General features: G+C 58.4%; 15 protein-coding genes and 1 pseudogene. 7 read left to right on the forward strand and 9 right to left on the reverse strand.

The annotated features are described in order from the left end of the window. The first annotated feature begins 385 nt into the window (after positions 1-385). A complete protein-coding gene (locus L248_RS10835; protein ID WP_040536406.1) occupies positions 386-1,042 on the forward strand; it encodes a hypothetical protein in 657 nt (218 codons plus the stop codon). Positions 1,043-1,112: 70 nt separating this feature from the next. Here the strand turns inward: L248_RS10835 and L248_RS10840 are convergent, their stop codons facing one another. The 6 genes from L248_RS10840 to L248_RS10865 all read right to left on the reverse strand — a co-directional run bounded on the left by L248_RS10840 (position 1,113) and on the right by L248_RS10865 (position 8,034). Then, on the reverse strand, positions 1,113-2,696 hold the full coding sequence (locus L248_RS10840; RefSeq protein ID WP_040536409.1) for a hypothetical protein: 1,584 nt from the start codon (positions 2,694-2,696) through the stop codon (positions 1,113-1,115). Beyond that, positions 2,677-3,717 (reverse strand): DUF916 domain-containing protein, encoded by a 1,041-nt coding sequence (locus L248_RS10845; protein ID WP_052000019.1) that lies wholly within the window; start codon positions 3,715-3,717, stop codon positions 2,677-2,679. Before L248_RS10845 ends, L248_RS10840 begins: the two co-directional genes overlap by 20 nt. A 73-nt stretch (positions 3,718-3,790) precedes the next feature. Then, positions 3,791-4,552, reverse strand: coding sequence for a WxL domain-containing protein (locus tag L248_RS15330; protein ID WP_022530269.1), 762 nt, complete (start codon positions 4,550-4,552; stop codon positions 3,791-3,793). 282 nt (positions 4,553-4,834) lie between these two features. Then, positions 4,835-7,132 carry an RNA polymerase recycling motor HelD gene (gene helD, locus L248_RS10855; protein WP_040536412.1) on the reverse strand — a complete coding sequence of 766 codons (2,298 nt, stop codon included), beginning with the start codon at positions 7,130-7,132 and terminating at the stop codon, positions 4,835-4,837. 135 nt (positions 7,133-7,267) lie between these two features. Next, a complete protein-coding gene (locus L248_RS10860; protein WP_022530271.1) occupies positions 7,268-7,570 on the reverse strand; it encodes a hypothetical protein in 303 nt (100 codons plus the stop codon). Positions 7,571-7,785: 215 nt separating this feature from the next. Beyond that, positions 7,786-8,034 (reverse strand): hypothetical protein, encoded by a 249-nt coding sequence (locus tag L248_RS10865; RefSeq protein ID WP_022530272.1) that lies wholly within the window; start codon positions 8,032-8,034, stop codon positions 7,786-7,788. A gap of 295 nt (positions 8,035-8,329) precedes the next feature. Between L248_RS10865 and trpS the strand changes: the two genes are divergently transcribed. From trpS to L248_RS10895, 6 genes and pseudogenes are all read left to right on the forward strand, one after another. Next, a complete protein-coding gene (trpS, locus tag L248_RS10870) occupies positions 8,330-9,352 on the forward strand; it encodes a tryptophan--tRNA ligase (RefSeq protein ID WP_022530274.1) in 1,023 nt (340 codons plus the stop codon). 18 nt (positions 9,353-9,370) lie between these two features. Beyond that, positions 9,371-10,234 carry an SAM hydrolase/SAM-dependent halogenase family protein gene (locus L248_RS10875; RefSeq protein ID WP_040536415.1) on the forward strand — a complete coding sequence of 288 codons (864 nt, stop codon included), beginning with the start codon at positions 9,371-9,373 and terminating at the stop codon, positions 10,232-10,234. A gap of 78 nt (positions 10,235-10,312) precedes the next feature. Next, a complete protein-coding gene (locus tag L248_RS10880) occupies positions 10,313-10,927 on the forward strand; it encodes a LemA family protein (RefSeq protein ID WP_022530276.1) in 615 nt (204 codons plus the stop codon). Continuing rightward, positions 10,905-11,699, forward strand: coding sequence for a TPM domain-containing protein (locus L248_RS10885; protein ID WP_040536418.1), 795 nt, complete (start codon positions 10,905-10,907; stop codon positions 11,697-11,699). Before L248_RS10880 ends, L248_RS10885 begins: the two co-directional genes overlap by 23 nt. A gap of 12 nt (positions 11,700-11,711) precedes the next feature. Continuing rightward, positions 11,712-11,963, forward strand: a pseudogene (locus L248_RS10890) (hypothetical protein); the annotation flags it as partial. A 56-nt stretch (positions 11,964-12,019) separates the two neighbouring features. Beyond that, positions 12,020-12,865 (forward strand): Fic family protein, encoded by an 846-nt coding sequence (locus tag L248_RS10895; RefSeq protein WP_022530279.1) that lies wholly within the window; start codon positions 12,020-12,022, stop codon positions 12,863-12,865. A 5-nt stretch (positions 12,866-12,870) separates the two neighbouring features. On the opposite strand, the gene L248_RS15335 is transcribed toward L248_RS10895, so the two are convergent. From L248_RS15335 to L248_RS10910, 3 genes are all read right to left on the reverse strand, one after another. Beyond that, positions 12,871-13,458: a VanZ family protein gene (locus tag L248_RS15335; RefSeq protein WP_022530280.1), complete on the reverse strand. Its 588-nt coding sequence runs from the start codon at positions 13,456-13,458 to the stop codon at positions 12,871-12,873. 492 nt (positions 13,459-13,950) lie between these two features. Next, on the reverse strand, positions 13,951-14,868 hold the full coding sequence (locus tag L248_RS10905; protein WP_040536420.1) for an aldo/keto reductase: 918 nt from the start codon (positions 14,866-14,868) through the stop codon (positions 13,951-13,953). A 122-nt stretch (positions 14,869-14,990) separates the two neighbouring features. Then, complete coding sequence (locus L248_RS10910; protein ID WP_022530282.1) at positions 14,991-16,064, reverse strand: hypothetical protein; 1,074 nt, start codon at positions 16,062-16,064, stop codon at positions 14,991-14,993. Positions 16,065-16,095: the final 31 nt, after the last annotated feature.

Consider the following 16,095-nt stretch of genomic DNA (forward strand, 5'->3'; position numbering starts at 1 on the left):
TGTGAAGTTGATGTTAGCGGCTTTGCCGCTTACATAAAGGCCGAGCTTTAAGACAAAATGCGCACTTTGCATTTTGGCTTAAAGTCGTGCCCACAGCTAGCTCCGCAGGACCGGCTCCGCACTAGCTTCGCTTCGCCGCCCAAATCTGCGGAGCCCGGAGTCACCCGGGCCAGGGCCACACAGCTGCCCTGCCCATAAACGGGCTCCCCCGAGCAGGCCACCACAGTCCAAGGGCCATAACACCCAAAGCCCAAGTGCGGGGCTTTGGGTGTTATGGCCACTTAGCCTGGGTGGCCTAACCGCTCGGCGGAGCCCTCTCATGTTTTTCTTACCACCCCGTTTCCGCTATAATGTAGCCATCAAGCAGTCACGGAGGAATACATATATGGACGAGACACAACGCACGGGTCAGTCGTGGACCCAGTTCCTGATCATCGGGATCCTGTACGGTGGTTTGCTATGGTATCAGTATCAATACGTGTTAGTGAAAAAAACGACCGATACAGCCGTGATGATCTATGCCGGCGCCGCCGTTGCCTTGGCCATCATTGCTTTGGCCTGGACGCACCGGGTGCCAGCCCACCAGGGCAGCGCCACCTTTCTTGCTAGCCGCGTCTACTGGCCCCTGATTGGGGTGCTGATCGTCATCGCGGCCGCGCGTTTCGGTACTGCTTACCTGCACTTTCAGTCCAACTTCCCGGTGATGCCGGCGCAGCGCTTCCTGCGCAATATGACCGTGCTGGATCGGGCGATTTTCTCCACCGCCTTCAGCCTGGTGGTGCCTCTGGTGGAGCAGACCTTGTTCACCCGCCTGTGGTTCAATGGGATTTGGCGCAGCCGCCATTATGCCGTCCTGGCCCTGGCCATCCTGTTGGGCGGGCTGATCCAAGGGGCCCTGGTCTCGCCGGAGCTGGCTATCGGGACCGCCGTAGCGATTGCCGTGGGCTGCTTTATTTCATTTCTCGGCGGGATCACCCAGAATTATTGGGCCGCTGTGGTCGCCCAAGCCCTGAGTAATTTTCTCTTGATCTTCATTTACTAACTAGCATAGAAGAAATGGCAGTACAGAAAAACGGCCTCCGATGATTGCGGGAGGCCGTTTTTCTGTGTGCTTAGGGGGCCGTCGTCACCGTCCACGTCACGTCGGCTTGGTAAGTGCCTGGCGGCACCAGCGGCGTTTGGGGAATCAATAATGTCGTTTGGTCGTCCATGGCGGCCGCGAGGGCGTCGCGCTGGTTCTTGAGGACGGTGATGCTGCCTCCGTCGGCTGGAATAGTCTGGCGGGTACCGTTCAACGTGAGCTCCAAGATTGGTGTGACGTTCAGCGGCGCGTTGGTCGCGGTATTCGTGAACGGACTGACGGCGACGGCCAGCGACCACTGACTGCCATCTACTAACAGGCGGCCCTGATCATTGCCGTCGAAGGCCGCCCCGGTTCTGGTCTGTCCTGCTTGGTAGACCAGCATCGTCCCCGCGGCTGCGTTCAAGTCGTCGCCGGTGGGAACCCGGTTGCCGCCCCCGCCGGCCAGCATGAAGGTCAAGTTCGGTACCGCCCGCAAACGAATGGCCGCCGGGTTGACCCACAGCGTCGTGACGTTGGATACCCACTGGAAGTCATGGCCGCCGGTGGTGAAGATCACAGTCAGCTGCAGAAAGTATTCCCCGGCCGCATTACCGGGGATGTTGGTCCAGCGGAAATCCGGTTGGTTCAGCGTGGTGCCAGGTGGCGAAACGCTCTGACGGCTGGGTTTTTGCAGTGTCCACTGGTAACGGACCGTGGCGCCGGCGGGGAATGCAGCCGGGTTCAAAGCCGCCGGGCGATAGGAGAACGTACTGCCTGCTGCGGCCGTTTGCGGGGTCAAGCCGCCAATAATGACTTGCGTTTGCCGGGTGAGCCGGCTGCCATCGGGGTTGGTGACTTGGGCTTGCAGAGTCGTTTGCAAACCGGCCGGATTATATTGCAGATAGGGATCGTTGGGTTGGACATCCTTAGGAGTCAGCTGGGTGGTGGTGCCGTCGGCCGGGTTGAGCGTGCCAGCCGCCGCGGGCTGCAGGGACCAGGTGACACTGCCTGTACTATTGTCAGGCATCAGGTGAGCAGCAATTGCCGCTGATTGCCCCCAAAAGATCGTCGGCGGGGTGGCGGTCGGCGCGAGGTCGGTGGCGTTCACTGGCTTCGGCACCGTGGTCAAGGCGACGACACCACTGCGAATGACGTGGCCGTCCGTGTAAGTGACACTGAATTGTACATAGCGGGTCCCCACGCGGTTTGCCACGCCCAGATCCACCGTAAAGGACGCGGTGGGATCAACCTCAGTGATGGTCGGCGTCTGGACCGGTAAGGGTGCCCAAAGACCGGGACCAACATATTCGCGCACACTGACACTGCGCACATGTTTACTAAAGAACCAAGGCATCGGAAACCCGCTGTAAGCTGTCGTGGTGATGGGGATGAGGACGTGCTGGCCCTGAGCTGTGGACGTGTCCGCAGGGGGTGACATGAAACCGTAATTGACCCACCAAATTGTGAAGAGGCCATAAGTGGATTTTCCCGCAGAGCCGGGAGGGCTGGCTGGAAACTCTGGCCCAATCTCTGCGCCGGCCACCGGGACGGTGATGCCGAAGAGGCCGCCGCCCACTAATAGCAGGAGGAGCACGCTAAGCCAGCGCCAGTGTTTAACTGTGTTTGACCGCATAACGCCCACGCTTCTTTCGGGTCTGAATCATCACGGCGAGGACGGTGGCACCGCCGCCGAAGCCCACGGCGGCCAGAATCAGCCACCATACGACCCTATTTTGCGGTGCACCGGGATGAACGATCACCGCTTGGTGGGCAGCGGCTGCAGTGACGGTGAAGCCGCGCACGAGCCGGAACGTTTTACCCAGTGCCGTCCCCGTTACCGTGAGCTGGTAATGCCCCGGGGTGAGCTGCTGGCCGGCGGGAATCGTCAAGGTGAATTGACTCGTCGGCGCCATCGCCCCCTTGGTGAGCCGTTTTTTGAAGAGGACACTCGGATTACCGGTGCGCGATACTTGAGCAGTCAATGCCAGATCCCTGAAGCTTTGGGGCGCTTCATTTCTAATCACCGCCTTCACGGCTGACTGATTGCCGGTGATGGTTGGCACCACGCTGCCCAAGGCCAGCTGCGGGGCGGCTGACTGCCCAGGCGCGGTACTGAGAACGATGCCTACGGCCCGGGCGAAGTGGTTGGCGAGGGTGAACTGGCCCTTGACGGTCGGCGTCTTAGTCATGTCCAAAGCGTAGAGACTGCCCAGAATTTCACCAGGGAAGCCTTGGGCGGGAATCGCGTAAGTGAAGGTGACGATGCGGGCGGTGCCTGCCGGCAGGGTAATGGTGACGGGGGGAGAAAAGAACTGGTTCAATGTGTACCGCGCACTGGGGTCCTGGGGCTGCCGGCTCGGCGTGTAATCGATGTCCGGGACATTGGTCGTGGTCGCCGGTACCGGGGTCAGGCGAATCGTCCGGGCCTCGGCCTGACTGAGATTGGCCACCTGGACCTGCAGCTGGTACGTCTGGCCGGGTGTCACCCGCAGCACAAAGTAGCCCGGCCGGCCGCCGGTCTGGTTGGCCGGGTACACCGGCGTGACCACGAACGCAGCCCCGCCGGAGGTTGTCGCAGCCTGCGCGCCGGGGGCTGCCCAAACGCAGACGGCCAGCCAGACGATACTCAGGAGAAACAGACGTCTTTTATTCACCTTTCTCACCTCTCCACGCTAAACAGCGGCGTCCTCAGCAGGCGATGAAGCCGCTGGGGGCGCCAAGTCTGGACTACTGGCCAGTGACCAGCGTCCAGGTAATGCTGGATTGATAGACGGTGTTGGCCGGAATATTCGCGGCCTGACCAGGGAAGGTCAGCTTGGCAGCGGCGGCCTGGTTGAATTGCCAGCTGGTGCGGCCGATACCGTTGCCGGCGGCAGCGGTCGCTAACGTGGTACCGCCGGCGGTAACCGTCTGACCGATGGCCAAGGCGGTCGCGTCACCCACCTGAGTGGTGGCGGCGGCCGTCAGGGGCATCGTCACGTCAGTCAGGTCCGGCGCATCCGGAGCGGCGAAACTGGCCGCCAGTTTGGCAGTAAGCTGCCAGCCGGTGCCGGTTCCGCGGAGGTCGTCGACGATCAGCTGACCGGTGGTATTGCCGTCAAAGGCATGCTGGTTTTTCGACTGGACGGTATCGGTACCCGCGGTCACGGTGTTATCTTTCAGCGCCTGGCTGCCGCCGAGCATGAGCGTTCGTACCGGCACAGGACCAAAGTTCAGGTCGGGTACAGCGACCAGGGCAAGGCTGCCAGAGAGGACCGAGAACTCGGCGGTGGACTTGCCGGCAGCCCCGTCCGGACCGGCCACGGCAAAGTACTTCGTCGGCTTGGTCACCGCGGTCGTAAAGCTCAAGTTATACCCGCTGTCGCCCGGGCCCGGACCACCTTCGGCCGCTGCCGCTTGGACGCGGGCCGCAGGTACCAGCAGAAGCAAGGCCGCGCCGCTGAGGCACAGTGCGCGGCGGGCCTGACGATAATTGATCATGAGAATCATGGACACTTCCTTTCGTCTGTTCACCGTCAGTATAGCCGGGTTTGTGAAAGAAAAGCCCCTGGCGGCTTGATCGTCAAGTGGGAAAAATACGCATTAGAAAGGGCGTCTGACCGTCTGCTGGGTCAGGCTATTGCCAAACTCTGTTCGAAATTACACAAAGATTGACGGGCGACCCGGCCAATGCACCGCCCAGCTGTGAAAAGCCTGTTCATGGTCGAATCAACGCCAAACAAAAACGCCTGTCAAAAAGGCAGGCGTTAACAGACAATGGGTGAAGGCCGCTCAGACCACCGCGTGGGTGGGCCGTAAATCTTGGTAATCGTACAAGGTGGTCGGCAGGGCGCGGAGCAACGGCGAGGGCCGGTCAATGCCGATCAGTACCAGGCTGTGCATCGCCCGGGAACAGATGGTATAGAGCACATCGGCGCTGCCGGCGGTGCCAAAGTTGTACGCGGAGATGTCGTAGGCAATGACCGCATCGAACTCTAACCCCTTGGCCAGGTAAATCGGCAGAATGAGGATTCCCGGTGCCAACGACCGGTCGTGTTCGCTCATCAGCTTGACCGGCACTTCGCTGGCGAGCCGGGAGTACAGTGCGGTGGCTTCCTGGGCAGTTTTTGTCAGGATGGCCACCGTTTTGTTAGTCTGCAGCAGCGCCGTCGCTTCCCGGGAGACAGCGGCAATGGCTTCTGTATGGGGACAGACGATGTACGTCGGTTTCTCCCCGGAGCGGGCGAAAGCAGTGATGTCGCCGCCATCGGGGAGCAGGGCCTTGGCCAGATTGGTGATCTCCTGTGTCGAACGGTAGCTCTTGTTCAGCGTGTGGCTGCTGATGCGGCCCCCGCGGAACAGCGCCCGGACGGCGGCCAGGCGGTCCTCTTTCTCATAGTGGGCACTGAAGACGTCTTGGTCCCGATCGCCCAGCAGAGTGAAGTGGGCCTTGGGGAAGGCGTGGCGCAGGTACGTGATCTGGGCCAGCGAATAGTCCTGCATCTCGTCGATGAACAGGTAGCGGATGCTGTGGTTCTGGCCGCCGCCGGTGAGCAGGTCGCGCAGGTACAGCAGCGGCGCGGCGTCGCTCAGGGGAATCGTGTGCCGTTCCACGTGCTGGGTGAAGGCGGCGATCATCTCGGCCCAGCCGGCGGTGCTGATGCCGGCGGGCCGGGCGGTGGTGAGAAAAGCGGCGTACTGCTGGTAAAAATCAATGAAGTAATTGTTGTAGATGGCGTTGTAGACCGGTTCGTAGCGGCGGAAGACCAGCTTGCGGGCGAGGTAGTGCAGCTCGGCGTCCGGGTCGGTGAATTCCTTGTCCCGGGTCCAGCGCTCCAAAGTCGCATCGTCCAGCAGGGAGACCTCGTCTTCGATGTCTTCTTCCAGGGCCAGCCGCCGGAGGCGTTTCTTCAAGCGGGTGATCAAGATGTTCTTGGTCCGCAGGAACTTGTCCGCCAGCCGCATCTGGGCTGGCAGCTTGGCGAAGATGCGCTGGATCTCGTCCCGGCTGAAGAAGGTCTCGCCGTTGAAGTCGATGGGGGTGAAGGCCAGCATCTGGGGCGGGGTGGTCTGGAGATACGCCCGCACCTGATCCATGAAGGCGGCACTCTCCTTGTAGCGGCGCATCTGCTGGGTGGCCGCCGGCAGATTGGCCATGTCGGCCTCGAAGCGTTCGAACAAGGACTCCACGTGCAGCCCCTCGAAGCGCTGACCCAGGAATTCTGCCAGGGTGACCTGGCGCATGTTCTTCTCGCCCAGGCTGGGCAGGACTTTAGAAATATAACTGGAAAACAGCCGGTTCGGCGAGAATAGGATCATCTGGTCTGAATCCAGCTGGTTGCGGGCGTGGTACAGCAGGTACGCTACCCTCTGAAGGATGGCGCTGGTTTTGCCGGAACCGGCGACGCCTTGGACCAGGAGCAGATCGGCATCGGTGTTGCGGATGATGTCGTTTTGGGCTTTCTGAATGGTCGAGACGATGTTGCGCATATACTCATCGGTCTGCTGCCCAAGGACGTGCTGCAAGACCGAATCGCCCACCGTCTCGTTGGTGTCGAACATGTTGTCGATGTGTCCGTCTGTAATCTGAAATTGACGTTTGCGGGTCAGGTCCACCTGCTGGCGGCCCATGGGCGCGTCGTAGGTGGCCGGCCCCAGTGTGCCGTTATAATAGAGGGCACTGATCGGCGCCCGCCAATCGTAGACGAGGAAGTGGTCATCCCCGTCCATCAGCGTGGCCGTGCCGATGTAGAGCGTGTCGCGGCCGTCGGCTTCCTGGATATCGATCCGCCCGAAATACGGCGACCCCGCCAGCAGCCTCAGCCGCTTCTCCGTGTCTTGGAGGATCCGCTCGCTCTCCATCTGGCCGGCGATCATGTTTTTCTGCTGCTGGACGGCGGCGTTGGTTTCCATCCGGTCGTCGACTTCGAAGGTGTTGACCTTGGTGTTTTCGCCGTAGTTTTCGTCCAGCCGCCGCGTTTCGGCCTTGGCTTGGGCTAATTCGTTTTGGGCGGCAGCCAGTTGCGCGGTGATGATTTGCGATACCCGGTCCACCCGGGCTTGTTCATATTGGCGTTCTTTCGCTTGCATTAATTCCCACCTTTTCTTGAGTACATTGTGGGTGACGGTCAGAAATGGTTTGGAGAATAGTGTAGCCGGTTGAGCCGGCTTGTGCAAGTGAAAGACACGGCGGCCCGCCTTCTGGCGAACCGGCGAAGTCCCTGGTTAAAAATGAAACAGGTGATGGAAGAGCCGATTGATCAGGTAGCCGATCCCAAAGAGAACGGTCAGGGCCGCAAGGAAAGCCAAGCGCCACGTCAGCGAATAGGTGATGTAATTCTGGAAGCTGGTGTGGTCGTAAGGCCAAAAGATCAAGCCGGCCCCCAGCAAGTACACGACCAGCCAGGCATACCACGGGGTCCGCGACGCGGGGGCTTCAGGGTGCTGCCGGCGCTGCCGGAAGTAGACCACAAAGATGATGACGAGGAAAATGCCATTAACGATAATAAGCGGTAAACTGTGATTCATTTGAATGCCTCCTGACGGCGGTCCAAAACAATGGGTTGTCTATATAATGGAAAGCAGCGTATCGCCGTCTCAGCCTGGCTCAGGCAACAGGGGCAGTGCAACGCTATTGTTTCACCATATCGGTTGGGAAAGGGCGAGTCTATCACATTAATGTAAAAATGAGTCCCAAGAATAAAACCCCCGCAACGCGACGCGTGCGGGGGACGGATACTAACTTACTGACGACGGAAACGGAAACCGTGACGATAGAGAAAAATTGATCCTTGCCAGGCTGCAAAAGATAGAAACAGACTTGCGAGACCAATTACAGTTGTTGCCGTACTGGCCGCCAAACCGATGCGTGCCAGCCACACGATTACTGCATAGAACGGCGTGAGCATCGCGACAATAAGCAGTTGCGCAGGATACTTGGACATCACTGGATGGGCTTCTTCAAGGTTTGATTTATTGGTTTTGGCAATCATGTTAGCACTCTCTTTCCGGAATTATGACACGTGTTAAAACCTGATTCCATCCGAGCATTATCCGCATCGACTGCCACCCGCTATCATTATACAACCGACGCGGCACGGACAATACAGTGATGCCCTGGTGATTAGCAGTCAATGCGGGCGTGTTTGTGTATTGTTAATTGGCGCACGGGTAACAGCTTTCATTGACCAATGCAGCGGACCAAACCTTGACAACGTTCTCCCTATTCCCCAAACTGAATCATGAGACTATTTTCGCCCTAGCGCGGAAGATGAAGGAGAACGTATTATGGCAAAGCACATCTTATTGACCGGCGACCGGCCCACCGGCAAATTACACATTGGCCACTACTTAGGTTCGTTGAAGAACCGGGTCGCCATGCAGAATTCGGGGAATTACGAGTCATTCGTGATGATTGCCGACATGCAGGCCCTGACGGACAACGCCAATGATCCAGAGAAGATCCACGACTCGCTGCTGCAAGTCGCCCTGGACTATCTGGCCGTCGGCTTGGACCCGGAGAAGACGACGATTTTCGTTCAGTCCCAAGTCCCGGCCCTTTCTGAACTGACCATGTACTACCTAGACTTAGTGAACCTGGGCCGGTTGGAGAGAAATCCCACGGTGAAGACGGAGATCAAGCAGAAGAACTTCGGCGACAGCGTGCCGGCCGGGTTCTTGATCTACCCCGTCAGCCAAGCCGCCGATATCACTGCCTTCAAGGCCGACAGTGTGCCCGTGGGCGATGACCAGGAGCCGATGCTGGAGCAGGCGCGGGAGATCGTGCGCACCTTCAACCATACGTACCACAAGGATGTCCTGGTCGAGCCCCAGGGCGTCTTCCCGCCGAAGGGTCAAGGCCGCCTGCCCGGGATCGACGGCAACGCCAAGATGAGCAAGTCCTTGGGCAACGCCATCTACTTGTCCGATGACGCCGACACGATGAAGAAGAAAGTGATGCAGATGTACACCGATCCGGGCCATATCCATGTAGAAGATCCGGGCAAGGTGGAAGGCAACACGGTCTTCACGTATCTGGATGCTTTCGCCACCGACCAGGCCAAAGTCGCCGAACTCAAGGCGCAGTATCAGCAGGGCGGTCTGGGCGACGTCAAGCTGAAACGCTACTTGAACGATGTCCTGGAAGCCGAATTCGGCCCCATCCGCGACCGCCGCGCGCAATACGCCAAGGACCCGGCGGCTGTGCTGGCGATGTTGAAGAAAGGCTCCGCCCACGCTCGGGAAGTGGCGGAGCAGACTTTGCAGGAAGTCCGGGACGCCATCGGCCTGAACTACTTTACCCACTATTAAAGAACGGAAGCGGCAAACTTGGCCCATTTAGTGTTACAAACCGATTTTGGTCAGATGGACGGTTCCGTCAGTGCCATGTACGGGATCGCCTATTCCGTGGCGCCGCGCTTGGCGGTCCACGACCTGACCCATAATATTCCGCCGTATGATATTTTTGCGGCCTCTTACCGGCTCTACCAAACGGTGCGCTTCTGGCCTGAGGGAACGGTCTTTGTTTCCGTGGTGGACCCCGGCGTCAGCAATGACCAGCAGCCGATCGCCGTCCAGACCATGGACAACAAGTTCATCGTCACGCCGGACAACGGCACGATCACCCATCTGGCCCATTATCAAGGCTTGCGGGCCGTCCGTCAGATCCAGACGCCGACCAGCAAAGCCCTGGCTGCTTTCAACGAGGAACATACCTTCCGCGGCCGGGATCTGTACACCTACATTGGTGCGGCCCTGGCCAGCGGTCAGCTGCCCTTCGCGGACTTGGGCCCGCTGACGACACCGGATGAACTGGTGCAGCTGGCCTTGGCGCCGGTGACCACCGGCCAGAACGAAGTGACGGGAGCAGTGGACATCACCGACCCCCGCTTCGGATCTGTCTGGACCAATATTCCGGTAACGGCCTTCAACACGCTTGGCGTCAAGACCGGCGACACGGTCAAGGTGTCGATTGCGTACCACGATCAGCTGCGCTACCAGAATACGATGCGCTACACTCGTTCTTTCGCTTCTGTGGTCGTGGGCGAGCCGCTGGTCTACGTCAACTCCCTGCTCAACCTGGGGGTAGCCATCAACCAGGCGTCCTTTGCGGACCTCTACCATATCGAAGCCGGTATCGACTGGGTGGTCACCATGAACCCCGCGGCGCCGCAACGGTTCCCGGGTGCCTAACATCCAACTTGCGACCGACGCCCCCGCAGGGCAACATGATACAATGGTCTTAACGAATGAACAGAAGGAGCGGACAGTATGCAAAATGGGAACAATGGCAACCAACCCCGCCGCAGTTACCTGCCGTGGCTGATCGTCTTAGCGGTCGTCGTCGTGCTGGGCATCTTCGGCGTTTCTACCTATAACGGCTTAGCCCAGCAGAGTCAATCCGTGGACAGTCAATGGGCCAACGTGGAGACCGTGATGCAGCGGCGGGCCGACTTGATTCCCAACTTGGTAAACTCCGTGAAGGGCTCAATGACCCAGGAACAAAAGGTGTTCGGGGACATCGCGGACGCCCGCAGCAACTATTCCAAAGCTAATTCGGCATCGGATAAGATGAAGGCCAACGCCCAAATCGACCAAAGCGTGGGGACATTGATTTCTGCCATCCACGAGAATTACCCGAAGCTGGAGTCCAACGAGAACGTCAAAACGTTGATGACAGAACTGGAAGGCACTGAAAACCGCATTGCGGTGGAACGCCGGCGGTACAACACGGCCGTGCAGTCTTACAACACCGGCGTGGTCACCTTCCCGAAGAACATCTTCGCGAACATGATGGGGATGGGCAAGAAGCCGTACTTCAAGGCCGATGCCAACGCGCAGAAAGTACCTAAGGTGGATCTGAATGATTCCAGCAGCAGTAAATAATTTGCGGCAACGCCAAGGGCGGTGGGGGAGTGTCCTCGCCGCCTTTGCGGTACTCTGGGGGCTGTTACTCGTTGGTAGCCGGCCCGTGCAGGCGGCTAGTCTGCCCGTGGTCTTGCCAGCGAACGGCGTCGCCGATACCGCCGGGTTAGTCGACCCCGCAGTGCGGCAGTATGTTGCCAAGACAAACACGGTGCTGGGCCAGCGGGAGAAGAAACTGCAAGTGCTCGTGGTCACCGTGCCCCGCGACAAGTCCCTGGTCGCCACGGAGAAGTTTGTGCGCGCCCATTACCTGCCGGACGGGACGTATCGGGCGGCCCTTTTGTATGCGCCGAACAGCGGCCAGCCGGCGGCGAAAATCATTACCAGCCACGCCTTGACCCCGACGTTGACCAAGGCGATGACGGACCGCATCTTGAGTGATGCCGCCAAGAATCTCCGCAGTCCGCGCGCGGCTGCGGTCAATACCGGGTTCCGCCAGACAGTGCGGGCGCTCACGGCGGTGCTGAACGCGCTGTACCATTACCCCCAACCCGCCGGCTCCTTGACGACCCAGCAGATCCAGGATTATGTTTACGGCCGCCGCAGCACCACGTTCTCCCCCCGGGGCATCTTGCTGTTTGGACTCGTCCTCGTCATCTTGTTCTTCTTGCCCGGCCGCCGCCGGGACGCCGGTGGCCGTTTGCGGCCCTGGTGGCAGGGCAGCGGGCTGGTGGACGAGCATCCAGAAGATGATGATGACGAGGATGAACAGGACGGCGCAGATAAGAAATGAGAGGGCAGCCGCAGTACCACCGATAAAGCCCTCACCATGCTATACCACACGATGCGGCAGCAGCTCTTCTGGGATGGCAACAAACGAACAGCCACGCTGGCCGCGAACAAATTGCTGATCGACCACGGGGCAGGGCTGTTCAATGTACCGCTGAATCTTTGGCCTCAGTGGAACGAGCTGATCAGCGCCTATTATCAGAGCGGCGACATGCTGGCCATCAAGCAGTGGACATACGACCATGGGATTCAGGGTGTGACGCTTTAAGTGCTAAAATTCTTGTCCGTTGTCTGTATAATGAAACCAGACAGGAGGCGTCAGCAATGGCTGATTTACGGGAGCTACTGAAAAAAATTACACGGTTAAAAGCAGAAATGGATCACTATCGACCACTGACGCCGACCCAGGTAAAAATGTTGGAAAAAAACATCCGGATTGAGCATGTTTGGACGTCCAATGCTATCGAGGGCAGTCATTTAGACCGCTACGAAACCGCGTCAATTCTAGACGCTGGTGTGACAGTTAATGGGGCCTCTGTGAAAGACACATTGGCAGCAATTGACCTGAACGATGCTTATGAATACATGATGGACCTGGTGGCGCATAAACAACCACTGAGTCAACAAATGATTCGGGACTTGAACCGCATCGCGACGTTGCAAACAGCGAATCCAAAGTCTGAAGCGGGTCTTTACCGAGTGATTGACGTTTGGCCTAACGGTTTGCAAGACCATCCTTACGTTTCCCCGTTTGAGATCCGCCAAGAAATGGCCAAGTTGATTCGTTGGTCTCGCCATGCCCAAGCAACTGAACATCCGGTTCAATATGCTGCTGATCTGCATCAACGTTTCGTGACGATTCATCCCTTCGTTGACGGTAACGGCCGTACGGCTCGTCTCTTAATGAATTTTGCCCTGACGCAAGCTGGGTATCCAGTGATTAACGTGATGCCGGATGAGGCATCACGGAATACCTACATGGTTGCTTTAGAAGATGCACGCAATGGCCACCGGGCGTCGTTCGAACGCCTCATCGCCAATTACGTTCAAACTGAACTTGTTCGGCGGAATAAGATGCTGGCCCTGAACGAACGAAACCAGTCGGATGCAGTGAATGAAACATCGCCGTTATTGCAACGTTATTTGGAAAAACACGGAGAGGACCAGTGACCGCTCTAGTTCGTCAACCCACGGTGGTGCGCATAGAGTTTCCTTGTGAGCACGAGTATGCCGAAGCCCAGGGCCCCGCCCAGCGTATTCAGCAGCAAGTCGCCGGTATCAAACGCGCGGTTGCCTAAATAAAAGTAATTCATGACGAGCTGCAAAGACTCAATCCCGAGCGCGGTCAGAAATGCTGTCGCAATGGCCGGTGCCAGCCGCCGCAATTTAGGGAAGAGCAAGCCCCCAATGAAGGTCAGCGGCGCCAGCAGGAGTAAATTACCGACGATTTGTGTCGGCAGATAGTGCAGCCAGTCAGTGGGGTTCAGCGTTATCATTGCGGATTGCCGGCCAAACCCATAACGGTGAATCGGATTATCAGGCGAATACAAAAAAACTGGGAACAACGTGAGGGCAGCAACCGCAAAAAGATACCCATAGAACAGCCAAATCAGAAGTATCCTGAGGGCTGATGTTCGCTGACGAAGTAAATGCACAGTATGCCCAATCGCCAACAGTAAGAACAGCGGCGCAATGACTGCAGCATCAATTAATACGTTAGGTGAAAACTGCTGATACCCGTGGCTCGTCGGCAAATTGATCATTGTCTCCTCGTCCTTTCCTGAACGAGTTGAGTATACCTTGCTGATATGCCAAATACTAAAGAAAAGGCTGGACCAAAGTTCACTCTCCGAATACCGTCAAAGACGGATCGGTCGGTGAATTCTAGTTCAGCCTTTTTGAAGACCGTTCTTTTCTACTAAAAATGAGCTACTGCAACTCTTGCCCCGGAAATTTCGAGTGAAAACATCGTAGGTGGTTGCATCACAATGAACGGGTATTTTCGGCAGGGCTCCGTGAGATGACCTGTCGCCACGACAATAGGGTGACGGAGGGCGGAGCAGGCGGGGGCTCAGTGGTGAAATTTCTGTTAGCGGGCGTTCTTTGCCCGCTTACAGAAAGGCCGAGCTTTAAGACAAAATGCGCACTTTGCATTTTGTCTTAAAGTCGGCCCACCACGTTCCAGCCCCGCCTGCGGAGCCCGGAGTCACCGGGCCGCAGCTGCGCGACAGCGAACGCGCCTTTTTCAACCCAAGTTAAGGCAAATCATTCCCCGCAGCGAAGTAAATGTCATACCACTCCTGCCGCGTCAGCTTGATCCGGTCGATGTCGGCGACCTCGGCCAGCCGTTCTGGATTCATGGTCCCGGCGATGACCTGCATGTTCGCCGGAATCCGCAGAATCCAGGCGGCCGCCAAAGCGTTGACGTTGCTGCCGTACTTGGCGGCCAGCTCATGCAGCTTGTCATTCAGCTTCGGGAACTTCGGGTTGTCGATGAAGACCCCTTCGAAGAAGCCGTACTGATACGGCGACCACGCCTGGATCGTCATGTCGTGCAGCCGGCTGTATTCCAGAATGCCGCCGTCATGGTCGATACTGCGGGGGTCAGCCATGTTGGTGTGCATCCCGAAGTCGATCATGCCGGTGTGCATGATGCTCAGCTGCAGCTGGTTGGCGATCAGGTGCATGGGCACCGCCTGCTGGACCAGTGCCACCTGCATCGGGTTGAAGTTCGACACGCCGAACTGGCGCACCTTGCCCTGGTTCTGCAGCTGCAAGAAGGCCTCGGCAATCTCGTCGGGCTCCATCAAGGGATCCGGCCGGTGAAGCAGCAGCGAATCAACGTAATCCAAGCCCATCCGTTCCAAGGAGCCGTTCACGGCCGCCACGATATGGTCTTTAGAAAAGTCATAGCGTTTGTCGGCAATCCCGACCTTGGTTTGGATGACCAGCTGGTCCCGGGGGACAGCGGCGATTTTCAGGGCGGCGCCGAACTTTTCTTCGGCCTGCCCTTGACTGTAAACATCTGCGTTATCGAAGAAATTGATACCATGGTCAATGGCGGTGGCGACCAGTTGGGCGGCGTCAGCGTCGCTCTTCTTGGCGACCCGCATCAAGCCCAGCCCGACGGCGGACGCCCGCAAGCCGCTGTGACCAATATTCACGTATTGCACATTATTCACTCCTAGGGTCTGCGGCAGGAAACCGCAGTGAATTCGGTTACTTACTCACCCTAGCACATTTCTGCTAATGAAGGTAGACCAAACAAGCGGCCGCGTTGTCGCGGCCGCAGGGGTCATTCATTCTTGCCGCTGATCGACTTGATGGCATCGGCGGGAATCGTCAGGTTCGGCGGCAGGGTGTCACTGATGGCGACAATCGTGCCGATCAGTTGGTGGTCATTGGCCCCCACCGGCACGGTGACCTGGTCGTTGATGGCCAGATCCGGGATGTCGGTCTTGTAGGTGTAAGCCTTGCCCCCGTCGCTGAAGGCGACCTGGACGTAATACTCAGGGAAAGGGCCGAACTGGTGCCATTCCCGGTCATCTTCATGGTGAGCGAGGGTGATGGCCCGGTCCACGAGCCGTTCCAGGTCGCGCCAGAAGGCGAGCATCTCAGTATCGTCTGCATCGGTCTGGACGATGATTTGGTCATCGTCTTGGTAGGTTAACACGATGCCGAAAGCCGCCGCCGGGTAATCGGTGGTGTCCAGTTTGGTGGTCGTCAATTGCCCTAAGCCCTGCACCGCATCGCTGACGGCAGGCACCAGGGCGTCCACCAGGTGGGCATCGGTGTACGTGGTCGTGTGGCTGGGCCGGCTGTCGGGGAATGCGGTGCGCAGCTGCAGCGTGTGCCGGGCCGGGTCGATGAGAATGGTTTGCTGGTAAATCTTGCTGTGCTGAATCTGTTCGGTGTCGCCGTGGAAGTGGGGCAGGTTCAGGTCGGCGAAGCGCACGAAGTCGAATTGCCAGCGTTGGGGCGGCAAGATATGGCCGTTCGGGGCCAGGGCCGCCTGCTGGAGCAGATCGGTCAAGTCGTCCCAGCCAGCCGGGAAGACGTTGTCACCGCTCATCTGGCGGGTGCGGCCGTCCGCCCAGGCCACCGCCAGGGTCCACTGGGTGCCGTCCATGATCATGCCGGTCGGGTCTTGGGGATAGTCGTCTTGCCACTGGTCAATGGCAATCGTTGCCAGCCGCTGCTGCCACGCTTGGGCATCGGCGCCCCGGAGGGTTTGGGCGACTGTCTTTTCGGCATGGCTCGTGCCGTTGGTCAGCCGGGCCGTCACCGTATCCGCGGTGATTTCGGCACTCAGCGTTTCCGCGGGACCGAAGAAGCCCGTCATTTTGAGGATAATCGAAGTGATCATCATTGCCACCTCCTACAAGTCTTATTTTAACATG

The organism is Schleiferilactobacillus shenzhenensis LY-73 (genome assembly GCF_000469325.1).
Classification (GTDB): Bacteria; Bacillota; Bacilli; order Lactobacillales; family Lactobacillaceae; genus Schleiferilactobacillus; species Schleiferilactobacillus shenzhenensis.

Coding starts and splice junctions, on each gene's coding strand:
- L248_RS10835 (WP_040536406.1), top strand. CDS start 386: ATGGACGAGACACAACGCACGGGTCAGTCGTGGACCCAGTTCCTGATC.
- L248_RS10840 (WP_040536409.1), bottom strand. CDS start 2,696: ATGCGGTCAAACACAGTTAAACACTGGCGCTGGCTTAGCGTGCTCCTC.
- L248_RS15330 (WP_022530269.1), bottom strand. CDS start 4,552: ATGATTCTCATGATCAATTATCGTCAGGCCCGCCGCGCACTGTGCCTC.
- helD (WP_040536412.1), bottom strand. CDS start 7,132: ATGCAAGCGAAAGAACGCCAATATGAACAAGCCCGGGTGGACCGGGTA.
- L248_RS10860 (WP_022530271.1), bottom strand. CDS start 7,570: ATGAATCACAGTTTACCGCTTATTATCGTTAATGGCATTTTCCTCGTC.
- L248_RS10865 (WP_022530272.1), bottom strand. CDS start 8,034: ATGATTGCCAAAACCAATAAATCAAACCTTGAAGAAGCCCATCCAGTG.
- trpS (WP_022530274.1), top strand. CDS start 8,330: ATGGCAAAGCACATCTTATTGACCGGCGACCGGCCCACCGGCAAATTA.
- L248_RS10880 (WP_022530276.1), top strand. CDS start 10,313: ATGCAAAATGGGAACAATGGCAACCAACCCCGCCGCAGTTACCTGCCG.
- L248_RS10885 (WP_040536418.1), top strand. CDS start 10,905: ATGATTCCAGCAGCAGTAAATAATTTGCGGCAACGCCAAGGGCGGTGG.
- L248_RS10895 (WP_022530279.1), top strand. CDS start 12,020: ATGGCTGATTTACGGGAGCTACTGAAAAAAATTACACGGTTAAAAGCA.
- L248_RS15335 (WP_022530280.1), bottom strand. CDS start 13,458: ATGATCAATTTGCCGACGAGCCACGGGTATCAGCAGTTTTCACCTAAC.
- L248_RS10910 (WP_022530282.1), bottom strand. CDS start 16,064: ATGATGATCACTTCGATTATCCTCAAAATGACGGGCTTCTTCGGTCCC.